Origin of the sequence: Arthrobacter sp. G119Y2 (assembly GCF_038069765.1) — a bacterium.
Classification (GTDB): domain Bacteria; phylum Actinomycetota; class Actinomycetes; order Actinomycetales; family Micrococcaceae; genus Arthrobacter_B.
In genome coordinates this window covers 643276-661156 of the sequence record NZ_JBBPFS010000001.1, presented here as the reverse complement: position 1 = coordinate 661156, position 17881 = coordinate 643276, and the positions used below count along the sequence as shown (strand labels likewise).

Sequence of the window (17881 nt, the reverse complement as noted above, 5' to 3'; positions counted from 1 at the left end):
ACCGAAAGAAGGACCCTCATGACCCTGTCAGCCCCATCCCTCCGCCGCGCCGCAGCGCTCTCCGTCGCCGCGCTCCTGCTGGCCGGCTGCGGCACCGGTCAAACTCCGGCTGCTCCGGACCCGTCCCCCGCGGCCGCCTCCGCCGGCTCGCCGGATGCTTCCGGGCACGAATCGCCGGAAGCTTCGCCGCGCCTTGTCACCACCTACGACGGCGGGGTGCAGGTGCTCGACGGCGAAACCCTGCAGGTCCTGGCCGACTTCGAGATGAGCGGATTCAACCGCATCAATCCCGCCGGCGACGGCCGGCACGTCATCATTTCCACGGCGGATGCTTTCAAGGTTCTGGACACCGGCACCTGGACCGACGACGACGGCACGCACCGCACCTCCGACCCGGTGCTGACCGGCCTTGAATTCGACACCAGCAAGCCCGGCCACGTGGTGCACCACGCGGGACGCACCGTCCTGTTCAGCGACGGCACCGGAGCAGTGGAATCGTTCGACACGGCGGACCTCGCCGGGCTGGCCCGCGGAGAGAAACCCGACACTGAAACCCACACCGCAGCCGAAGCCCACCACGGAGTAGCGGTTGAGCTCTCCAACGGGGAGCTGGTGCTGACCCTGGGTAATGACGAGGAGCGCCCCGGCATTACCGTCCTGGATTCCAACCGCGGGGAAATTGTCCGCAACGAGGACTGCCCCGGTGTGCACGGGGAAGCCACGGCCGCGGGGGAAGCGGTGGTCATCGGTTGCGAGACCGGCGTGCTGGTGTACGACGACGGCGCGATCACCAAGATTGACAGCCCGGACGCCTACGGCCGGATCGGCAACCAGGCCGGCAGTGAAGAGTCTCCGGTGACGCTGGGCGACTACAAGTCGGATCCGGATGCGGAGCTGGAACGGCCGGAACGGATTTCCCTGATCAACACCGCAACCAAGCAGCTGCAGCTCGTGGATCTGGGAACCAGCTACAGCTTCCGTTCGCTGGCCCGCGGACCCCACGGCGAAGCCCTGGTCCTGGGGACCGACGGTGCACTGCACACCATCGACCCCGAGACCGGAGAACTGGTTTCCAGCACGGCGGTGGTGGAGCCCTGGGAAGAGCCGCTGGAATGGCAGCAGCCGCGGCCCACGCTCACCGTCGTGGACCACACGGCCTACGTCACGGATCCGTCCGCGAACACCGTTATCGCCGTGGACATCGAGTCCGGAACCGTCACCGGAAGCGGCAAGCTGGAACAGACTCCCAATGAACTGACCGGGGCTGCCGGGCAGGTCCACTCGCACAGCTAGGAGGCGGCCGGGTCCGGTGCGGTCAGTCCTTTTTCCGGGCCCGGCTGGGCTGGACCCGCATCGGCTCGCCGGGCATCTTGGGATAGTCCGGCGGAAACGGCATTTCGCCCAGCCCGTTGTCCAGGTCCCGCTGCCACCACTGCAGCAGCACGTCGATGCTGCCGGGGTTGGTGCCCATGTCCGCCCACGGATCCCCCACGGTGCGCAGCCGCTCCGGCACGGTGAGGATGGTGAAGTCCCGCGGGTCGGCTGCTTCGAGTTCGTCCCAGGTCAGCGGGGCCGACACCGGTGCGTGCGGCAGCGCCCGCGGGCTGTACGCACCGGCAATGGTGCGGTCCCGGTTCGCCTGGTTAAAGTCCACAAAAATGTTCTGCCCGCGTTCCTCCTTCCACCACGCAGTGGTGACGCGGTCCGGCATCCGGCGTTCCAACTCGCGTGCGGCGGCGATGACGGCGTGCCGGACGTCGAGGAACTCGTGGTCCGGGATGATCGGTGCGTACACGTGCAGCCCGCGGTTGCCCGAGGTCTTGATGAACGCCTCCAGCCCCGCCTCAGCCAGCACCCCGCGCAGCTCGATCGCCGCCGGTACGGCGTCGTCAAAATCCGTGCCGGGCTGGGGGTCCAGGTCGATGCGCAGCTGGTCGGGGTTGTCCGTGTCTTCGGTCCGGGACGGCCAGGGATGAAACACCACCGTGTTCATCTGGACGGCCCAGACCGCTGCAGCCGGTTCATCGAGGACCAGCTGCGGGTGGGCGCGGGCGCTGGGGTACGTGACGGTGACGGCGCGGATGAAGTCCGGGGCGCCCCTGGGCGGGTTTTTCGAGAAGAACTGTTCACCGTCGATTCCCTCCGGGAACCGCTGCAGCGAGACAGGGCGGTCACCGTTGGCAGCAATGAAGGCGCTGCCAACCTCGGCCACGTAGCGGGCCAGGTCAAGCTTGGTCAGGCCCAGCTCGGGCCAGAGGACCCGGTCGGGGCTGGAAATCCGCATCTCGCGCTCGCCGTGCGGACCGGGGACTGTCAGGGTGGTTGCTTTGCCGGCCATGGCGATAACCTACTCCGGATTCCGCGGAGGGTCACGGTGCGGTGTGTCGGTGCCGGCGGACCGGGTGTCGCCGGTGCGGTGACGGGAGGCCCGGTGTCAGTCAGCGGCGGCCGGTTCACCCTCCGCGCCCCGGCGGTACTTCTTGTGTCCGTGCACAAAGTGGTAGAGCACAGTGGTGGCCAGGATGCATCCGGCCAGCAGCCAGTACATGCCGTGGAAACCGGTCACCGGAACCAGGGCGCCAAGAACCAGCGGACCCAGGCCAACTCCGGCGTCCATCATGATGAAGTAGGTGGAGGTGGCCAGCCCGATCCGGTGCGGCGGAGCCATGGTGACAGCCACAGCCTGTGCGGTGGGGACCAGCGCGCCGAAGCCGATGCCGACAAACACGCCGGCCGCCGCCAGGACCAAACCGTTGGGCGCCCACGCCAGCAGGGCCAGGCCTGCGGCAAAGGACACCAGTGTCGGATAGATGACCGCGTTGTCGCCGTAGGTGTCCTGCAGCCGTCCCATGAAGAGCCGCGAGACCAGGACGACGGCGGCATACACGAGGAAGAAGGCGCTGGCGGCCGTCACGAGGTTTTCCGACTGTGCGTAGGAGTTGATGAAGGTGAGGATGCCGGCGTAGGAGGCTCCCGCAACAAACATGATGGAGGCGATGGGCAGCGCGGCCGGATCCAGGATGTCGCTGAACCGCAGCCGCCACTTGCGCGCCTGTTCCGCCGCCGTCGGCGTGCGCTCGGGCAGCTTCAGCATCAGTGCGGTCACCAGGGCAAGGCCCGCACAGCCGGCGCTGGCCAGGAAGAGGAAATCGTAGGTCATGCTGTCCACGATCAGCACGGCGAGGAAGGGCCCGACGGCGGTGGCCAGCGTCGTCGAGATGCCAAAGTAGCCGGTGCCCTCGCCGCGCCTGCGGACCGGGATGAGACCCATGACCGATGCCGAGATTGAGGTGCTGGCAGCACCGAACGCCGCTCCGTGAAGCAGCCGGATGGCGAGCAGCACGGCGAGGCTGTCAGCCAGGGGGTACAGCAGCGCAGCAGCCGCAAAGACAGCGAGACCGCAGAGCAGCAGTCTGCGCCGCCCGACGAAGTCCAGGAACTTGCCGCTGAAGACGCGGGCCACAAGCGCCCCGATGACGAAGGAACCCGACGCAAACCCTGCCGCGCTGTCCGATGCCGCGAACTGCTCCACGGCATACAGCGCCATGGTGGTCATCAGCAGGTAGAACACCAGGGACAGGAAAAAGTTGGTGATAATTGCGAGGACAAACCCCTTGGTCCACAGTTTCTGACCGCCGCGCGTCACCGATTGCTCCTCAAATAAAATTGCACAGGCCGAACCTTGAGCAGGCCCGGGACTTGTGCAGTGCGTGTTTCCGGCCCCGCTGGCCGCGGGGACCGGCGCCACTACGTTACGCCTCCTCAAGTTGTTGAACAAAATGCCCCGGTCGCCCGGCGCGCGGGCGGCGGGTTCCCATTTGTGATCCCTGGGGCTCCTGCACGGCTGCCGACCTGTCACTGACCCGCACCCGAACATAAGCTGGAAGCCGCCCGGTCCCACTCCCGGCCGTGCCGCGCCGTCCGTCCGGGCCTGCGAAAGGACCGCTGTTCGATGAGGAATCCTTACAAGCCGGCCTGGTGGACCAACGCCGTTGTCTACCAGATCTACACCCGCAGCTTTGCCGACAGCTCGGGCGACGGCGTCGGCGATCTGACCGGCATCATCAACAACCTGGACTATCTCAGCGAGCTCGGCGTGGATGTGCTCTGGCTCTCGCCCATCCACCAGTCCCCCCAGCACGACAACGGCTACGACATCAGCAACTACTGGCGGATTGACGCATTGTTCGGCACCGAGGAGGAATTCGACCGGCTGCTGGCCGAGGTTCACGGGCGCGGCATGAAGCTCATCATGGACCTCGTGGTAAACCACACCTCGGATGAGCACTCGGCTTTTCTCGTGTCATCGTCCTCCCGCAGCAACGTGTCGCGGGACTCCTACTTATGGCGGGACCCCAGGCGCGGCTTTTCTCCGGATGAACCGGGAGCCGAACCCAATAACTGGGGTTCGGTTTTCGGCGGCAGCGTCTGGACCTATCACCCCGGAACGGAGCAGTACTACCTGCACCTCTTCAGCCCGCACCAGCCGGATCTGAACTGGGAGAGCACCCGGGTCCGCCACCGCGTGTACGAAATGATGAACTGGTGGCTGGACCGCGGCATCGACGGTTTCCGCATGGACGCCATCAACTTCATTTCCAAGCGGCCCTCCCTGCCGGACAGCCCGGTGTCCACGGGCGGTATGTATGCGGACGGCTCCCCCTTCTTTGTGTCCGGCCCCCGGGTCCACGAGTTCCTCCAGGAAATGATGCGGGCCGTCTTCAGCTATCGGGACACCGATTACCTGGTGGTGGGAGAAACCGACGGCGTGACGGTCGACGAGGCAGTGCTCTTCACCGACCCGCTGCGCGGGGAACTGGACATGGTCTTCCATTTCGAACACATGCGGCTGGACCAGGGCCCAGGCGGCAAATGGAACCATCTGCCTCTGAAGCTGCAGGACTTCAAAACCATCGCGAACCGATGGCAGCGTGCGCTGTCGGACCGCGGCTGGAACAGCCTCTACCTGGGCAACCATGACCAGCCGCGTTTGGTTTCGCGTTTCGGAAACGACGCCGAGTACCGCTACGAATCCGCCACGCTGTGGGCCACGATCCTGCACCTGCAGCGCGGCACGCCCTTCATCTATCAGGGCGAGGAGATCGGCATGACCAATGCCGACTTTACCTCGCTGGACCAGTACCGGGATGTTGAGTCGCTGGCCTTCTATGAATTTGCCGTCAGCCGCGGGATTGCCGCGGAGCACGTACTTGCTCTCATGAACCGGGTGAGCCGGGACAACGCGCGCACTCCCATGCAGTGGAATGACGGACCCAACGCCGGTTTTACCTCCGGCACACCCTGGATTGACGTCAACCCCAATTATCAAACCGTCAATGTCGAGGCGGACCGGAGCGCGGCGCAGTCGGTGTTCCGTTACTACCAGCGGCTGATCGCCCTGCGCCATGCCTCCCCCGTTGTCGCGCTGGGCGACTTCGAGCTGATGGACCCCAGCGACCCGGCGCTGTTTGCTTTCCGCCGCCGGCTGGGGAACGAGGAACTGGGCGTGATGTGCAACGTGTCCGATGACCCGCTGGCCGTGCCGGCCTATACGCGCCCGGCCCGGCTGGTGCTGGGCAACTACGCCAGGGCCGGTGATCCTGACATGCTCCGGCCCTGGGAAGCACGGATCCACCGGTTGTCCGGGAACAGCAGCCCTAGCGGCGGATAATCCGGCGCTTGCGTGCCTCGTTGACGGCCGCCGTCCTGTTGTCCACGCCGAGTTTCTCGTAAATGTGCACCAAATGGGTTTTGACGGTGGCTTCGGAAATGTAGAGAGCCCGGGCCATCGCGCGGTTGGCCATGCCGTCGGCAAGCAACTCCAGCAGTTCCAGCTCGCGCGGACTCAGGGTCGTTTCAGGGTTCCGCAGCTGGCCCAACAGCCGCCCGGCGACCTGCGGAGCCAGTGCTGTCCGTCCTTCGGAAGCAGCGGCAACGGCGCTGCGGATCTCTTCGGGTGCTGCGTCCTTGAGCATGTAGCCGGCCGCTCCGGCATCGATGGCCGCGAGGATATCGGCGTCGCTGTCGTAGGTTGTCAGGATCAGCACCGGCGGGCCCTGGGCGGCGCGGATCTTCCTGGTGGCCGTGACTCCGTCCATGCCCTGGCCCATCTGCAGATCCATCAGGACTACGTCCGCCGGGGTTCCCAGTGCCTGCAGCCGATCGAGTTCCGTGAGGGCGGCAGCGCCGTCCGCGGCTTCGGCGGCCACTTCCACCCCCTCGAAGTCCCCCAGCATGGCGCGCAGTCCGGCCCGCACCACGGGATGGTCATCAACCAAAAGGATCCGGAGGGGATTCATGCGTTCTTCTCTGTTTCGATCTTCTCTGGTCCAGTCAGCCCGTTGCCTAACGGCAGCCGCAGGGCCACTGCTGTCCCCTCGCCCGGGGCTGACTCGACGTTGAGGCTGCCGTGCAGGTCGGCAACCCGTTCGCGCAGCGACAGCAGTCCGAAGCCGGAGCCGTCGGTCCGCGGTCCCGCGGGAAGAGCTGCAGGGTCAAAGCCCGCGCCGTCGTCGAACACGTCAAGCGCCACCGAATCCCGCGAGTATTCCAGCGTGACGACGGCGGAGGAGGCATCAGCGTGGGAGAGGACGTTGGCCAGCAGCGACTGTGCCGCGCGCAGCAGTGTTGCCTCGTAGGCTGCGTGGAGCGGTACCGGCGTTCCGTCCACCCGGAAAACGCACTCGAGCCGCTTCCCTCCGGCCGCTGAACGCCGGGAAGTGTCGGAGCAGAGCGCGGCAAGGCGGGTATCGAGGGAACCGCGTTCCAGCGGCGCAGCGGCCAGGCCGCGGACAAACCTGCGGGCCTCGGCCAGGTTCTCGGCTGCCGTGCTCTGCACCAGGGTAATCCGTTCGCGCGCCAGTGCCGGGTCTCCGTTGTCCAGGGCGCTGCCGGCGGCACGGGCCAGCAGCACGATGCTGGACAGCCCCTGGGCAAGGGTGTCGTGGATTTCCCGGGCCAGCCGTTCGCGCTCGGCCAGCATGCCGGCGTCGTGCTGGGACGCAGCAAGCTCACCCCTGGTGCGCTGCAGCTCGGCAAGCGCCCGGCGCTGGTTCACGCTCTCCCGGTGCAGGGCAGAGTAGGCACTGCCCATGATCACGGCAAACAGTGCACCGATGGCCGGGCCCAGGAGGGCCGGTGCCGTCGGCTCGCCGGCACGTGAGAACTGCGCGGCGATGACGGCTGCCGTAGTCAGGGCAACGGCAGCGAGCGCCGGAGCGGTGCGCAGCAGATGCAGGTCCAGAAAGAACAGCGGGAAGGCCACCCAGGAGAACTCGGGACTGATGATCAGCAGGCACAGCCACAGCGCAGTCACAAGAGCCAGCCAGACGGGACCGTAGCGGGTGGGGTCCGGGCCCCTGCCCGTGGTGGCGAACCGTTTCTCAGTGGCTGTCCCGGCCAGGTAGACCCCTGCCAGCACAAGACTCAGGACGTACGCGCAGACCTGTGCCGGCAGGGCGGGCGGCGCCAGGGTCATTTGCACCACGGCCAGCAGCAGCAAACCGGCAAAGGCCGCATGCAGGGCGGTGCGCAGTGCGCGCAGCACCACGTCCCCCGATGATCCGCCTGCGGGCGGACCTGAAGCGGCCGCTGCACCCCTGCCGTCAGTCCACATCTCCGCGCCGTCAGGCTCCGCCACCTCTGGCAAGGGTCGGCGGAGGGCACGGGCATTCATTCCTCCAGCCTAGGGTGCCCGGGCCGGCGGCACATCAACCAAACGGTGGACCCGGCCCTCACCCCCATGGACGCGGCCAATCAACCGCGCTCCCGATGGTTTCTGTCCGCATCCGCGGAAGGCTGGAAAGCGTGGACATCACCGGCCGGAACCCCCGGCTGTTATGAAAGGACCTTCCGTGTATCTCGCACTTCGTGACATTCGCTTCGCCAAGGGCCGCTTTGCCCTGATGGGCAGCGTCGTTGCGCTGATCTCCCTCCTGTTGGTGCTGCTCTCCGGGCTCACCGCGGGCCTTGGCAACCAAAACACCGCCGCCGTCGCCTCCCTTGCCGACAACGGAATCACGTCCGTGGCTTTCGGCGCCCCGGGTAACGGGGAAGCCAAGGCCTCCTACACCGAGTCCGTGGTGACCGACCAGCAGCTGCAGCAGTGGCGGGACACCGACGGGGTGGCGAACGCGCAGCCGTTGGGCATCACCCAAACCCGTGCCGTTGCCGGGTCCACCTCCAATGTGGCCGTCTTCGGCGTCGAACCGGGTTCTTCCCTGGCTCCCGGAACCGTTGACGACGGCGGCGTCATCCTGGGTGCCTCCACGGCGGAGGACCTCGGTGTCACCGTCGGCGGCACGGTGGCGCTCGGCGGGCGGGAGCTGACGGTCACGTCGATTTCCGAGGACTCCTGGTACAGCCACACGCCGGTGGCCTGGGCAGCACTGGATGTCTGGCAGCAGGTTGCACACACCAACGACGCCGGCCTGCCGAAGGCACCCATCGCCACAGTCATTGTCGCGGACGCCTCCAAAGACGCCGCCGGGCAGGCTGATGCCGCGGCCGGTACCGTCTCCACCGACGTCAGGGGCTCCTTCAGCGCCCTGGGGTCCTACACCTCCGAAAACGGCTCACTGCTGATGATGCAGGTTTTCCTCTACGGCATATCCGCACTGGTCATCGTGGCCTTCCTGACCGTCTGGACTGTGCAGCGCACCCGTGACATCGCGGTGCTCAAGGCCCTGGGCGGCTCAACTTCTTACCTGCTCCGCGATGCCCTGGCCCAGGCCGCAATTGTCCTGACCGGCGGGGCTGTTGCCGGCGGGCTGGCGGGAGTGGGCCTTGGCGCGGTGGCCGCCCGCGTGGCTCCGTTCCTGCTCAGCTTCACCACAACGGTGCTTCCCGTCGTCGGCATCGTCCTGCTGGGACTTGCCGGCGCCGCACTCGCCGTCCGCAGTGTCACCAAGGTGGATCCGCTCACCGCGCTGGGCGGGAACTGAGGGGTCAACCCGTGGGCTTGCCTCCCCGTTCCGCCATGCGTTCCCGTACGTCTTCCCGAAAGGACTCTCCCATGCATTCCTCCCCCCTGCCCCTCGACATTACCCAGACCCCCGCAGGTCCGGTTCCCGCCCTGGCGCTCGCCGGCGTCACGCTCGAGTACCCGGACGGTGAAGGGACCCTCAAGGCCCTGGACGATGTCAGCCTGCAGGTGCCGGCCGGAGAAGTCCTGGCCCTGGTTGGCCCCTCCGGTTCCGGCAAGTCCTCGCTGCTGGCCGTGGCGGCGACCCTCATCCAGCCAACAGCGGGAAGTGTCTCCGTGGCCGGCACGGCCACCGCCGCGCTTGACGACGCCGGGCGCACCACCCTGCGGCGCGGCAAGGTGGGCCTGATCTTCCAGCAGCCCAACCTGCTGCCCTCGCTCACCGCCGTGGAGCAGCTGGTCATTACCGACCGGCTGCGCGGCATCCGGTCCTCCTCCTCCGATGCGAGGGCACGCGAGCTGCTGGATCTGGTGGGTCTGGCGCCGGCCGCGGACAAACGGCCGCACCAGCTCTCCGGCGGGCAGCGGCAGCGCGTGAACATTGCCCGGGCACTGATGGGCAGCCCGGCGCTCATGCTGGTGGATGAACCCACCGCGGCCCTGGACCATGAACGGTCCGAGAGCATCGTCAAGCTGCTCGTGCAGCTGACCCGCGAATTCGGTTTCGGAACGGTTCTGGTCACGCACGACACCGAGTTTGTGCCGCTGACCGACGCCGTCGCGGGCATGCGCGACGGCCGCCTCACCCCCGGTTCGCTCGCGGACTTTGCCCGCTAGCGAACCGGAAGATTTACAGCCGTCGACTGCCGTCAGGACCACGAGGCTTCCGGCCAGCCATCCTTCCACTGCAACTGTGTGATGCCCAGCCGGAAGGCCCCGTCGAGGCCCGCGTCGTAATAGTGGAACGCCAGGTAATCCCCAAACACCGACTGTCCGCCCGGCCCCGCACGGTCGCCGTCGCGGGAGAGGACCGGGGTGCCGCCGTCCTCGGTCATGGGAACCCCTTCAGCATCCAGATACGGACCGGTTACGCTTTCCGAGCGGCCCACTGCGATGTTGTACGTGCTGTCGGTGCCCTGACAGCAGAAATCACGGGACACGAACAGATAGTAGAACCCGTCGCGGGGCAGGATGTACGGGGCCTCGATGGCGTTGGGCGGGGACCCGCGGCCGGCCAGGGTGAGCGGTTCGGCGTCGCCGGCGCGTTTCCCGTCCTCCCAGTCCAGCTCGACCATGCGGATACCGGACCAGAAGGAGCCGAAACTCATCCAGGGGGTTCCCTCGGCATCCTCCACTATCCCCGGGTCGATGGCGTTGAAGTCCTCGCCCAGGGAAGATATGACGGGCCCGCGGTCCACCCACTTGTAGCCGGGATCCGCAGGGTCCAGGGTGGTGTTGGTGGCCAGCCCGATTACCGAGAGGTTGCTGCCGAACGACGACGCGGAGTAGTAGAGGTACCACGTGCCTTCGTGCTCGTACAGTTCCGGAGCCCACAGGTTGTCCGTCTTCGGCACTGCCTCCGTGATCCATTCCGGTTTTTCCTGCCACACTTCGCCGGCATATTCCCACTCCACGCCGTCCTCGGACCGGCGGATCTGAATGTTGCCGTCAGCCACCTGCCCGTTGCCCGTGGAATAGACGAACCAAGGTTCGCCGTCCGTTCCCGCAACCAGGGCCGGATCATGGGTGAAGAAGTCGCCGCCGGACTCCCGCAGGCCTGCCGGACCCGCACAGCTGGCCAGGCCCAGGGCAAGGGCAAGGCACGCCGCGAGGAAGGCAGCCGGCATCAGCCTGCTGCCTCCCCTGCGGTGCAGCCGTGCCGCGCGACGCCGCGGGGAAATCCCGCCGGTGCCCGGCGCCGCACTCAGGCCAGGGCGAGCGCGGACCATGACACCGGAGCCAGCCGGACCGTTAGCACACCGTCCTGCAGCGATACTTCCTGAAGCTCCTTCAGGCTCACGCGTCCCTGGTCCGTACGGGTGTTTTTGGCATATACGTCCTCGTCGTGAAGCGTATGGGCTTCGGTCACCACGGTTGCATCCAGGTCGCTGACGTCGATTGACACCTCCAGCGTCTCGGTTTGACTGCGGTTCACCAGAAAAACGGCGGAGGCGCCGGTTGCGCTGTCGGTGGTGGCCACAACGTCCACCAGCGGAGCCTCGCCGTACACGGCCGTTGAGTAGGTGCCGCAGGACACCCGCGGCAGCAGCACCTCGCCGCGGGCCAGCCGGGAGGTCACCGAAAACGGGAAGAAGGTGGTCTGCCGCCAGGCGTCCCCGCCGGGTTCGGTCATGATCGGAGCGATGACGTTTACCAGCTGTGCAAGCGATGCCGACCCCACGCGGTCGTGGTTCTTCAGCAGCGTCATCAGGAGGTTGCCGAACACGACGGCGTCCGCCACGGAATAGACGTCCTCCAGCTGCCGCGGTGCCACCCGCCACTCGTCATTGACCTCATCCGATGCACGGTGTTCGTCCAGGTACCAGATATTCCACTCGTCAAAGGAGAGTTTCAGCGTCTTGCTGCTGCGGAGCTTGTGTTTGACGTGGTCGGCGGTGGCCACCACCGTTTCGATGAAGTACTGCATGTCCAGGGAGGAGGCAAGGTAGGAACCGAGGTCGCCGTTGCGCTCCTGGTAGTAGGCGTGGCACGAGATGTAGTCCACGTGCTCGTAGCTGTGCTCCAGCACAACCCGTTCCCACTCGCCGAAGGTGGGCATGGCGGATCCCGATGAGCCGCAGGCCACCAGCTCCAGGCTGCTGTCGGCTGTCTTCATGGCCGACGCTGTGCGTGCGGCCAGCCGGCCATAATTCTCCGCGGACATGTGCCCGATCTGCCAGGGCCCGTCCATCTCGTTCCCGAGGCACCACATACGGATGTTGTGCGGTTCCGGCGTTCCGTCGGCGATCCGCTTCTCGCTCAGGGCTGTTCCCGACGGGTGGTTTGCATATTCCAGCAGGTCCAGCGCTTCCTCGATTCCGCGGGTGCCCAGATTGACCGCCATCATCAGTTCCGAGTTGGTCAGTTTGCACCACCGGGCGAATTCGTTCAGGCCCACCTGGTTGGTTTCAATAGCGTGCCAGGCGAGATCCCGGCGCACGGGCCGCTGCTCCCGCGGGCCCACACCGTCTTCCCAGCGGTATCCGGAGACGAAGTTCCCTCCGGGGTACCTGATGGTGGTTGAGCCGAGTTCCTTAACGAGTTCAACGACGTCCAGCCGGAAGCCGTCCTCGTTCGCCGTGGGATGTCCGGGTTCGTAGATGCCGTCATAGACGCAGCGGCCCAGGTGTTCCACAAAGGAACCGAAGATCCGCCGGTCAATGGGTGCCACCGCTGCCGCACGCGAGATGACGGCGGTGGCGGGGATGGTTGTTGGCGCAGCTGCGGTTTCACTTGCAGCAGTGCTGGTGGCGGTCATGGATCTTCCTTTTCTATACAACGTTGTAACAATGGGGTCTGAGTAACAATGGGGTCTGAGGGGTGCGGTGGAGATATCAGGTATGTCTGGACTCAGGCAGCGGAGGCGGCGTGCGAGCCCTTCATATCCGGGGCGGGGGCCGGGGCCGGCGCGGGAACTACAGCCAGCTCGCCCAGACGGCGGTCCAGCAGCCATCCGGTCAGCAGCAGGGGCAGGGATGCGCCCGCCAGCGGAATGAGCACCGGAACAGCGGTGAATACCGACCCCGCGGCGGCCAGGGTGAGAAGGACTCCCAGGCCTGCAACAGGCGAGGCAATGGGCAGGACCAGTGCCAGGCGCCATGTGCGGAGCACCGTGTCGCGGTAGCGGACACAGATCGATACGGCGGTGAAAGCCGCTGCAAGTGCGATCAGGCACACCGCGGCGAACAGTGAGAACAGGACCGCTCCGGCCGGGGACGGTCCGGACAGCGGGCTGATTCCGGGGGTACTGAATGACAGGATATTCAGCACCGCCAGTACTGCAGCGGCCCAGAAGATGCTCCCCACCCGGTTCATGTGCACAAACTGCCTGCGGTAGACGGCGACAAAGTCCCGGACCAGCCGGTCCTCTGCCGTTCCGGCCCGCAGCCGGGCCAGCAGGGCGGAAGCCGCGGCAGCTGCCGGAAACAGGCCAAGGACTCCCAGCCCGGCAATCGTCCCTGCGAGGAACAGCACATTGATCAGGACCAGGCGCATGCCGAAGGCTAGCCATTGCATCAGACGCTCGGCCCAGCCCAATGACGTGGTCATAACTCTCCTTCCCTGGTACCGAACCAGGCGGTTCCGCCCGCGTCGATACCGCTGAAGCACAGGGAAATGCGTCCGCCGGCCCAGTCCTGTCCTGCAAACACCACAGCGTCGATTTCCGTTCCGTTGACCAGCACCCGTGCCGTCGAAGGTGTTCCGTCGCTGGCCGGCAGCTCCGGTGACGCCAGGGTCATTCTGCGGGCGGAGACCGGTTCGGTGCTCAGCGGATCCATTTGCGCCACCAGCCAGGAGCCGTCAACGCCCGACGGTTCGGGCAGCCGCTCTGTTTCCCGGCCGGCAAAGGGCTGCGGCGAGGCCACCGGCCACCCGCCTGCCGTGAAGTACAGCCGCCGCAGGTGGGCCGTGTGCCGGGACGGATCTTCGGCGAAACGCACGTGATGCACCATGAAGTATTCGTCCTCCTCCTGCCCGGCCGCGGAGAATGGAGTGTCAGTGAGCCCCGTGTCAATGAATACGGAGTTGTGCCCGGGGGCCAGCCACCGCGTGCCGCCGGGGAATCCATAACTGCCCAGGATCTTGGTTCCCGCGGCCCCGGGCTCCGGCTCTGCTTCGGTGAGGAGGTGCCCGTTCCAGTCGCGGTAGGGGCCGGTGATCTCCGCTGCCACGGCGGTCCGGATGTTGTAGGTGCCGAACAGCGAGTCGTAGGAAAGGAACAGCACGTAGCGGTCCTCCTGCGGCCGGTACAGGATGAAGGCGCCTTCCACCGCGCCGTCCACCGAGGGCGGGCGCCGGGCCAGGAGTGTGCCGGGACCGTCCTCGGCTGCCAAACCTGTCCGGGGATCAAGCTTCAGCGTGTAGATACCGTCAAAGAAGGAGCCGTAGGCCAGCCAGGGATCCCCGCTGCGGTCAAAGCTGACGGCGGCGTCGATGGCGTTGTGGCCCGATTCGCCCTGGGTGGTTTTCAGCACCAGCCCCCGGTCCGTCCAGGGGCCGCCGGGGTGGGCGGCCACGGCCAGGCCAATCGCCGAGGTCCGGGAGCCGAAAGTGGAGGCGGAGTAGTACATGCGCCAGCTGCCGTCCGTCCAGCGAACGACGTCGGGGGCCCAGAGTCCTGCGGCTCCCGTCCACTGTGCTGCGGGGCCTGGTACGCCGTCGAGCGCCGTGCCGGCGTACTCCCAGGTCACGAGGTCCTGCGAGCGGCGGACGTGGACGCCTGCCGGAACATCGGCGGAATTGGCCAGGGCGTCGGTGGAGAACATCCAGTATGTGCCGTCATCGCTGCGCACCACGGTTGGGTCGTGGGCGTGCCTGAGCCCCTGGCTTTCAAGGGCCCCGCCGGGCTGTATGTGGCCGGTCACCACGGTCAGCCCTTTGACCCGGTCAGCGCGATCGACTCGATGATCTGCCGCTGGAAAATGAGGAACACCACGAGTACCGGAAGCAGGGCGATAAATGAGGCGGCCATAATCAGCGGGTAATCGGTCTGGATGGCGTACTGGGCGTTGAAGCTGGCAATGACGAGCTGCAGCGTCTGGATGTCGGGAGAGTTCAGGTAAATGATGGGCGCCAGATAGTCATTCCAGACGGCCATGAACCACAGGATGAACTGTGCCGCCACGGCCGGCTTGATGATGGGCAGAATGAGCCGGATGAAAATCTGGAGGAAGGACGCGCCGTCAAGCCGCGCGGCTTCGACGATGGAGTCCGGGACGTTGTTCAGGTACTGCCGGAGGAAGAAGATCATCACGATATTGCCGAAGACAAACGGCACAATCAGCGGCAGGAGCGTGTCCACCCAGCCGAGCCCGGCAAACATCGTGAACTGCGGAATCATCAGGGTGGGGAACGGCACCATGAGGGCTGCGAGGAGGAACAGAAAGATGACGTTCTTGAACGGCATGCGCATCTTCGCGAAGGCGAAGGCAGCCAGGCCCGAAAACACGGTTCCGACAATGGTGACCGAGCACGCCACGATCAGGCTGTTCTGGATGCCGCTCAGCAGCGGACCGGCTGTCCAGACGCGGATGTAGTTTTCCCACTGCACCGGATCGGGGATCCACTGCGGCGGAAGGGCAAACACATTGTCCCGGGTTTTGAGGGAGGTGGAGAAAGTCCAGGCCAGCGGGGCGACCATGATGACGGCGCCCAGCGAGAGGAAGATTCCGACAATGAGGTTGCCGGGCGAGAAGCGGCGGCCGGGGCCGGGACCGCCGCGGCGCTCGCGGGCCGCCCGGCGGCCGATGCCCGGTTTATCCGGGGCTCCCGGGATGGGATCGGCGGGATTGAGCGGTGGAGTGAGCAGATGTGACGATGACATAGTGGTCGCCCTCAATCGATGGAGAACTGGTTGCGGCGGTTAAGGCGGAACTGCAGGAAAGTAACGACGAAGACCAGCAGGCCCAGCACCACGGACATGGCGGAGGCGTATCCCATTTGCAGGTTGTCGAAGGCCTTCTGCCAGATGTACCAAACGATGGTTGCAGAGGAGAATTCCGGGCCGCCGGTGGGAGTCATGATGTTCACTTCGACGAAGATCTGCGAGCCGCCGATAATGCTGGTTACGAGCAGGAAGAACGTCACCGGGCTGACCATGGGCAGCGTGATGTGCAGGAACTGCTTCCAGGCGTTGGCTCCGTCCAGGGCAGCTGCTTCGTACAGGTGGCGCGGAACCGACTGCAGCGCCGCCAGGTAGAGGAGCATTGAGTAGCCCAGGCCCTTCCACACAGCCATGAGCATCAGGGCGGGCTTGACCGTGTCGGCGTTTTGCAGCCAGTTGGGGCCGTCGATGCCCACCAGCGCCAGAACCTGGTTGATAAGTCCGAAGTCGCCGTTGAAGGCCCACTGCCACAGAATGGCAACGGCTGCAATGGAGGAAATGACCGGCAGATAGTACACGGTCCGGAAGAATGTGGTTCCCCGCATTTTCCGGTTCATTGCCAGTGCCAGGGCCAGCGACACCACCAGCCCGATCGGAATGGCGATCATCATGAAGACCGTGTTCCACAGGGATTTGAGGAAGTACGGGTCGTTGAACATCGTGACGTAGTTTTTCAGGCCGCTGAATTTCGGTGCGGACAAACCGTTCCAGTCGGTAAAAGATGCATATATCGAATATCCGAGCGGATAAAGCGTGAAGAGCAGGAAGCCGAGGACGGGAATGGCAACAAAGGCCAGGGCGGCCCGGTGCTCCCCCCGGTGCAGCGTTGACCGGCGCATAGTCTGGGACATCAGTAATCCTCTTTGATTGTGCTGATCGATCCCACGGCACCTGGCCGTGGTGGGGCAGGTGCCGCGGCCGGGTAAGGGCCGCGGCACCTGCGGTCTGGAAGTGCTAGCCGATACCGGCCTGCTGATTGGCTGAATCCAGGAACTGCTGCATCTTGGGCTGGGCTTCCTTCAGATAGTCCGCTGCCGTCTGATCGCCGTCGAGGACCGGCTGGATGTTGGTAAAGAATTCGTCGTACCACTCGCCGTTGTAGGTGAAGCCGCCCGGCAGCGGACGGCCGTAGTCGTTCACAATGTCCAGGAATTCCTGCTTGTTCGCCGGCTTGGTGGTTGAGTCCGCAGCCCAGGTTTCGGCCATGTCCTTGAGATTGGGGATCTGCACCCCTGCGTCCACGAGGGTTTGCTGCGCTTCCACATCGGTGGAGAGGTACTGGGCCAGCTTGACTGCCTCCTCCGGGAAGTCGCTGCTTTCCGCGACGGCAATTCCCAGGGTGCCGATCCACGAGGCGGCCTCCCCGGTGGATCCTGCCGGATAGGGAATAACGTCGTAATCGAACGGCAGCTTCTCGTACGTCGACAGGTCCCAGGGCGCCACGGGGAAGAAGGCGATTTCACCCTGCATCCAGCGCTGGTAGGTGTCGAGGGTCTGGGCCTCGCTGGCAGAGGGAGTTACTCCGTGCACGTTCTGCAGATCCGCAAACCACTGCAGGGCTTCGGCGAACTCCGGAGTGTCCACCGTGACCTTGGTGCGGTCCTCGTTAAGGAAGTCCGCACCGTTGGACCAGGCAAACGCCTGGACGTTCCAGGAGACGTTTAGCCCGGTCCCCCACTGGTCCAGCGCACCGTCGCCGTCTGTGTCCTTGGTCAGCTGCTTGGCTACGTCCACGAATTCGGCCAGCGAGTACGGCTTGTCCGCATCGGGAAGCGGAATGCCGGCTTCCTCGAACATCGTCTTGTTGTAGCCAAAGGAGAACGGGCCGATGTCCTTGGGCAGTGCATAGATGGGGCCCTGTCCCATGAGCTTGCCGTCGTAGCGGTAGCTGTCGATGCCGAAGTCCCAGATATTGTCCAGATCGATCGATTCCACGCCTTCAACATCGGCGGTGATGTCCTTGATGATGCCGTTGCCGACGTAGGACTGGACGTCGCCCGGGGCAACGTAAAAAACGTCAGGAATCTGCTTGCCTGCAATGGCAGCTTTCAGCTTCGTGTTGTACTCGTCGGCCGTAGTGACGATCATTTCGACGTCAACGCCGTTGGCTTCCTCGAAGCGGGCTACGGCGGCGTCGTACGCCGTCTTCTCGTCCGGTCCCCCGCGGAACATGAACGTCAGTTTTTTCTCGTCTGAATCAGCGCCCGAAGATTCGGAGCATCCGCTGAGTAAAAGGGCTGCGGCTGCGACCATTGCCGCGCCTGCAGTCAGTGAACGTGACCTCATTATCACGTAGTCCTTCCGGTAAATGGTGCCTGGGGTGCGGCCGCTGCCGCCTGAAGAATGTGAGCCAA

Annotated in this window: 15 protein-coding genes; 4 read left to right on the top strand and 11 right to left on the bottom strand. The window is 65.5% G+C overall.

What is annotated here, in order from left to right; translation table 11 throughout:
* Nucleotides 1-18: 18 nt before the first annotated feature.
* The gene (gene aztD, locus WKB88_RS03125; protein WP_341393082.1) at nucleotides 19-1293 is read left to right on the top strand and encodes a zinc metallochaperone AztD; all 1275 of its coding nucleotides are present in this window, start codon (nucleotides 19-21) and stop codon (nucleotides 1291-1293) included.
* 22 nt (nucleotides 1294-1315) lie between these two features.
* On the opposite strand, the gene ligD is transcribed toward aztD, so the two are convergent.
* Nucleotides 1316-2338 (bottom strand): non-homologous end-joining DNA ligase, encoded by a 1023-nt coding sequence (gene ligD, locus WKB88_RS03120; protein WP_341393081.1) that lies wholly within the window; start codon nucleotides 2336-2338, stop codon nucleotides 1316-1318.
* Between the two features lie 96 nt (nucleotides 2339-2434).
* Nucleotides 2435-3646: an MFS transporter gene (locus WKB88_RS03115; protein ID WP_341393080.1), complete on the bottom strand. Its 1212-nt coding sequence runs from the start codon at nucleotides 3644-3646 to the stop codon at nucleotides 2435-2437.
* A 306-nt stretch (nucleotides 3647-3952) separates the two neighbouring features.
* Between WKB88_RS03115 and WKB88_RS03110 the strand changes: the two genes are divergently transcribed.
* Nucleotides 3953-5671, top strand: a complete 1719-nt coding sequence (locus WKB88_RS03110; protein ID WP_341393079.1) for an alpha-glucosidase — start codon at nucleotides 3953-3955, stop codon at nucleotides 5669-5671.
* Here WKB88_RS03110 and WKB88_RS03105 read toward each other — a convergent pair.
* Nucleotides 5658-6299, bottom strand: a complete 642-nt coding sequence (locus WKB88_RS03105; protein WP_341393078.1) for a response regulator transcription factor — start codon at nucleotides 6297-6299, stop codon at nucleotides 5658-5660. The two genes, WKB88_RS03110 and WKB88_RS03105, sit on opposite strands and share 14 nt — an antisense overlap.
* Entirely contained in the window at nucleotides 6296-7675 is a 1380-nt protein-coding gene (locus WKB88_RS03100) for a sensor histidine kinase (protein ID WP_341393077.1), read from the bottom strand. The genes WKB88_RS03105 and WKB88_RS03100 overlap by 4 nt, the downstream gene beginning before the upstream one ends.
* 178 nt (nucleotides 7676-7853) lie before the next feature.
* Here WKB88_RS03100 and WKB88_RS03095 point away from each other — a divergent pair, with 178 nt between their 5' ends.
* Together WKB88_RS03095 and WKB88_RS03090 are read left to right on the top strand one after the other, a co-directional pair.
* Nucleotides 7854-8942 carry an ABC transporter permease gene (locus WKB88_RS03095; RefSeq protein ID WP_341393076.1) on the top strand — a complete coding sequence of 363 codons (1089 nt, stop codon included), beginning with the start codon at nucleotides 7854-7856 and terminating at the stop codon, nucleotides 8940-8942.
* A 71-nt stretch (nucleotides 8943-9013) separates the two neighbouring features.
* Complete coding sequence (locus WKB88_RS03090) at nucleotides 9014-9760, top strand: ABC transporter ATP-binding protein (RefSeq protein WP_341393075.1); 747 nt, start codon at nucleotides 9014-9016, stop codon at nucleotides 9758-9760.
* Nucleotides 9761-9792: 32 nt separating this feature from the next.
* Here WKB88_RS03090 and WKB88_RS03085 read toward each other — a convergent pair whose 3' ends face one another.
* The 7 genes from WKB88_RS03085 to WKB88_RS03055 form a co-directional block, all read right to left on the bottom strand.
* A complete protein-coding gene (locus tag WKB88_RS03085) occupies nucleotides 9793-10770 on the bottom strand; it encodes an arabinan endo-1,5-alpha-L-arabinosidase (protein ID WP_341393074.1) in 978 nt (325 codons plus the stop codon).
* Nucleotides 10771-10847: 77 nt separating this feature from the next.
* Nucleotides 10848-12401: an arabinosylfuranosidase ArfA gene (gene arfA, locus WKB88_RS03080; protein ID WP_341393072.1), complete on the bottom strand. Its 1554-nt coding sequence runs from the start codon at nucleotides 12399-12401 to the stop codon at nucleotides 10848-10850.
* Between the two features lie 92 nt (nucleotides 12402-12493).
* The gene (locus WKB88_RS03075; RefSeq protein ID WP_341393071.1) at nucleotides 12494-13192 is read right to left on the bottom strand and encodes a YesL family protein; all 699 of its coding nucleotides are present in this window, start codon (nucleotides 13190-13192) and stop codon (nucleotides 12494-12496) included.
* On the bottom strand, nucleotides 13189-14508 hold the full coding sequence (locus WKB88_RS03070; RefSeq protein WP_341393070.1) for an arabinan endo-1,5-alpha-L-arabinosidase: 1320 nt from the start codon (nucleotides 14506-14508) through the stop codon (nucleotides 13189-13191). The genes WKB88_RS03075 and WKB88_RS03070 overlap by 4 nt, the downstream gene beginning before the upstream one ends.
* Before the next feature lie 5 nt (nucleotides 14509-14513).
* Nucleotides 14514-15467 (bottom strand): carbohydrate ABC transporter permease, encoded by a 954-nt coding sequence (locus WKB88_RS03065; protein ID WP_341393069.1) that lies wholly within the window; start codon nucleotides 15465-15467, stop codon nucleotides 14514-14516.
* An 11-nt stretch (nucleotides 15468-15478) separates the two neighbouring features.
* Nucleotides 15479-16378: a carbohydrate ABC transporter permease gene (locus tag WKB88_RS03060; RefSeq protein ID WP_341393068.1), complete on the bottom strand. Its 900-nt coding sequence runs from the start codon at nucleotides 16376-16378 to the stop codon at nucleotides 15479-15481.
* Nucleotides 16379-16481: 103 nt separating this feature from the next.
* Nucleotides 16482-17813: an ABC transporter substrate-binding protein gene (locus WKB88_RS03055; RefSeq protein WP_341393067.1), complete on the bottom strand. Its 1332-nt coding sequence runs from the start codon at nucleotides 17811-17813 to the stop codon at nucleotides 16482-16484.
* Nucleotides 17814-17881 lie beyond the last annotated feature (68 nt).

What these genes read in the sequence shown, in the direction of transcription:
- WKB88_RS03075 (WP_341393071.1), bottom strand. Translation starts at nt 13,192, where the DNA reads ATGACCACGTCATTGGGCTGGGCCGAGCGTCTGATGCAATGGCTAGCC.
- WKB88_RS03065 (WP_341393069.1), bottom strand. Translation starts at nt 15,467, where the DNA reads ATGTCATCGTCACATCTGCTCACTCCACCGCTCAATCCCGCCGATCCC.
- WKB88_RS03060 (WP_341393068.1), bottom strand. Translation starts at nt 16,378, where the DNA reads ATGTCCCAGACTATGCGCCGGTCAACGCTGCACCGGGGGGAGCACCGG.
- WKB88_RS03090 (WP_341393075.1), top strand. Translation starts at nt 9,014, where the DNA reads ATGCATTCCTCCCCCCTGCCCCTCGACATTACCCAGACCCCCGCAGGT.
- ligD (WP_341393081.1), bottom strand. Translation starts at nt 2,338, where the DNA reads ATGGCCGGCAAAGCAACCACCCTGACAGTCCCCGGTCCGCACGGCGAG.
- aztD (WP_341393082.1), top strand. Translation starts at nt 19, where the DNA reads ATGACCCTGTCAGCCCCATCCCTCCGCCGCGCCGCAGCGCTCTCCGTC.
- WKB88_RS03085 (WP_341393074.1), bottom strand. Translation starts at nt 10,770, where the DNA reads ATGCCGGCTGCCTTCCTCGCGGCGTGCCTTGCCCTTGCCCTGGGCCTG.
- WKB88_RS03055 (WP_341393067.1), bottom strand. Translation starts at nt 17,813, where the DNA reads ATGAGGTCACGTTCACTGACTGCAGGCGCGGCAATGGTCGCAGCCGCA.
- WKB88_RS03105 (WP_341393078.1), bottom strand. Translation starts at nt 6,299, where the DNA reads ATGAATCCCCTCCGGATCCTTTTGGTTGATGACCATCCCGTGGTGCGG.
- WKB88_RS03110 (WP_341393079.1), top strand. Translation starts at nt 3,953, where the DNA reads ATGAGGAATCCTTACAAGCCGGCCTGGTGGACCAACGCCGTTGTCTAC.
- WKB88_RS03100 (WP_341393077.1), bottom strand. Translation starts at nt 7,675, where the DNA reads ATGAATGCCCGTGCCCTCCGCCGACCCTTGCCAGAGGTGGCGGAGCCT.
- arfA (WP_341393072.1), bottom strand. Translation starts at nt 12,401, where the DNA reads ATGACCGCCACCAGCACTGCTGCAAGTGAAACCGCAGCTGCGCCAACA.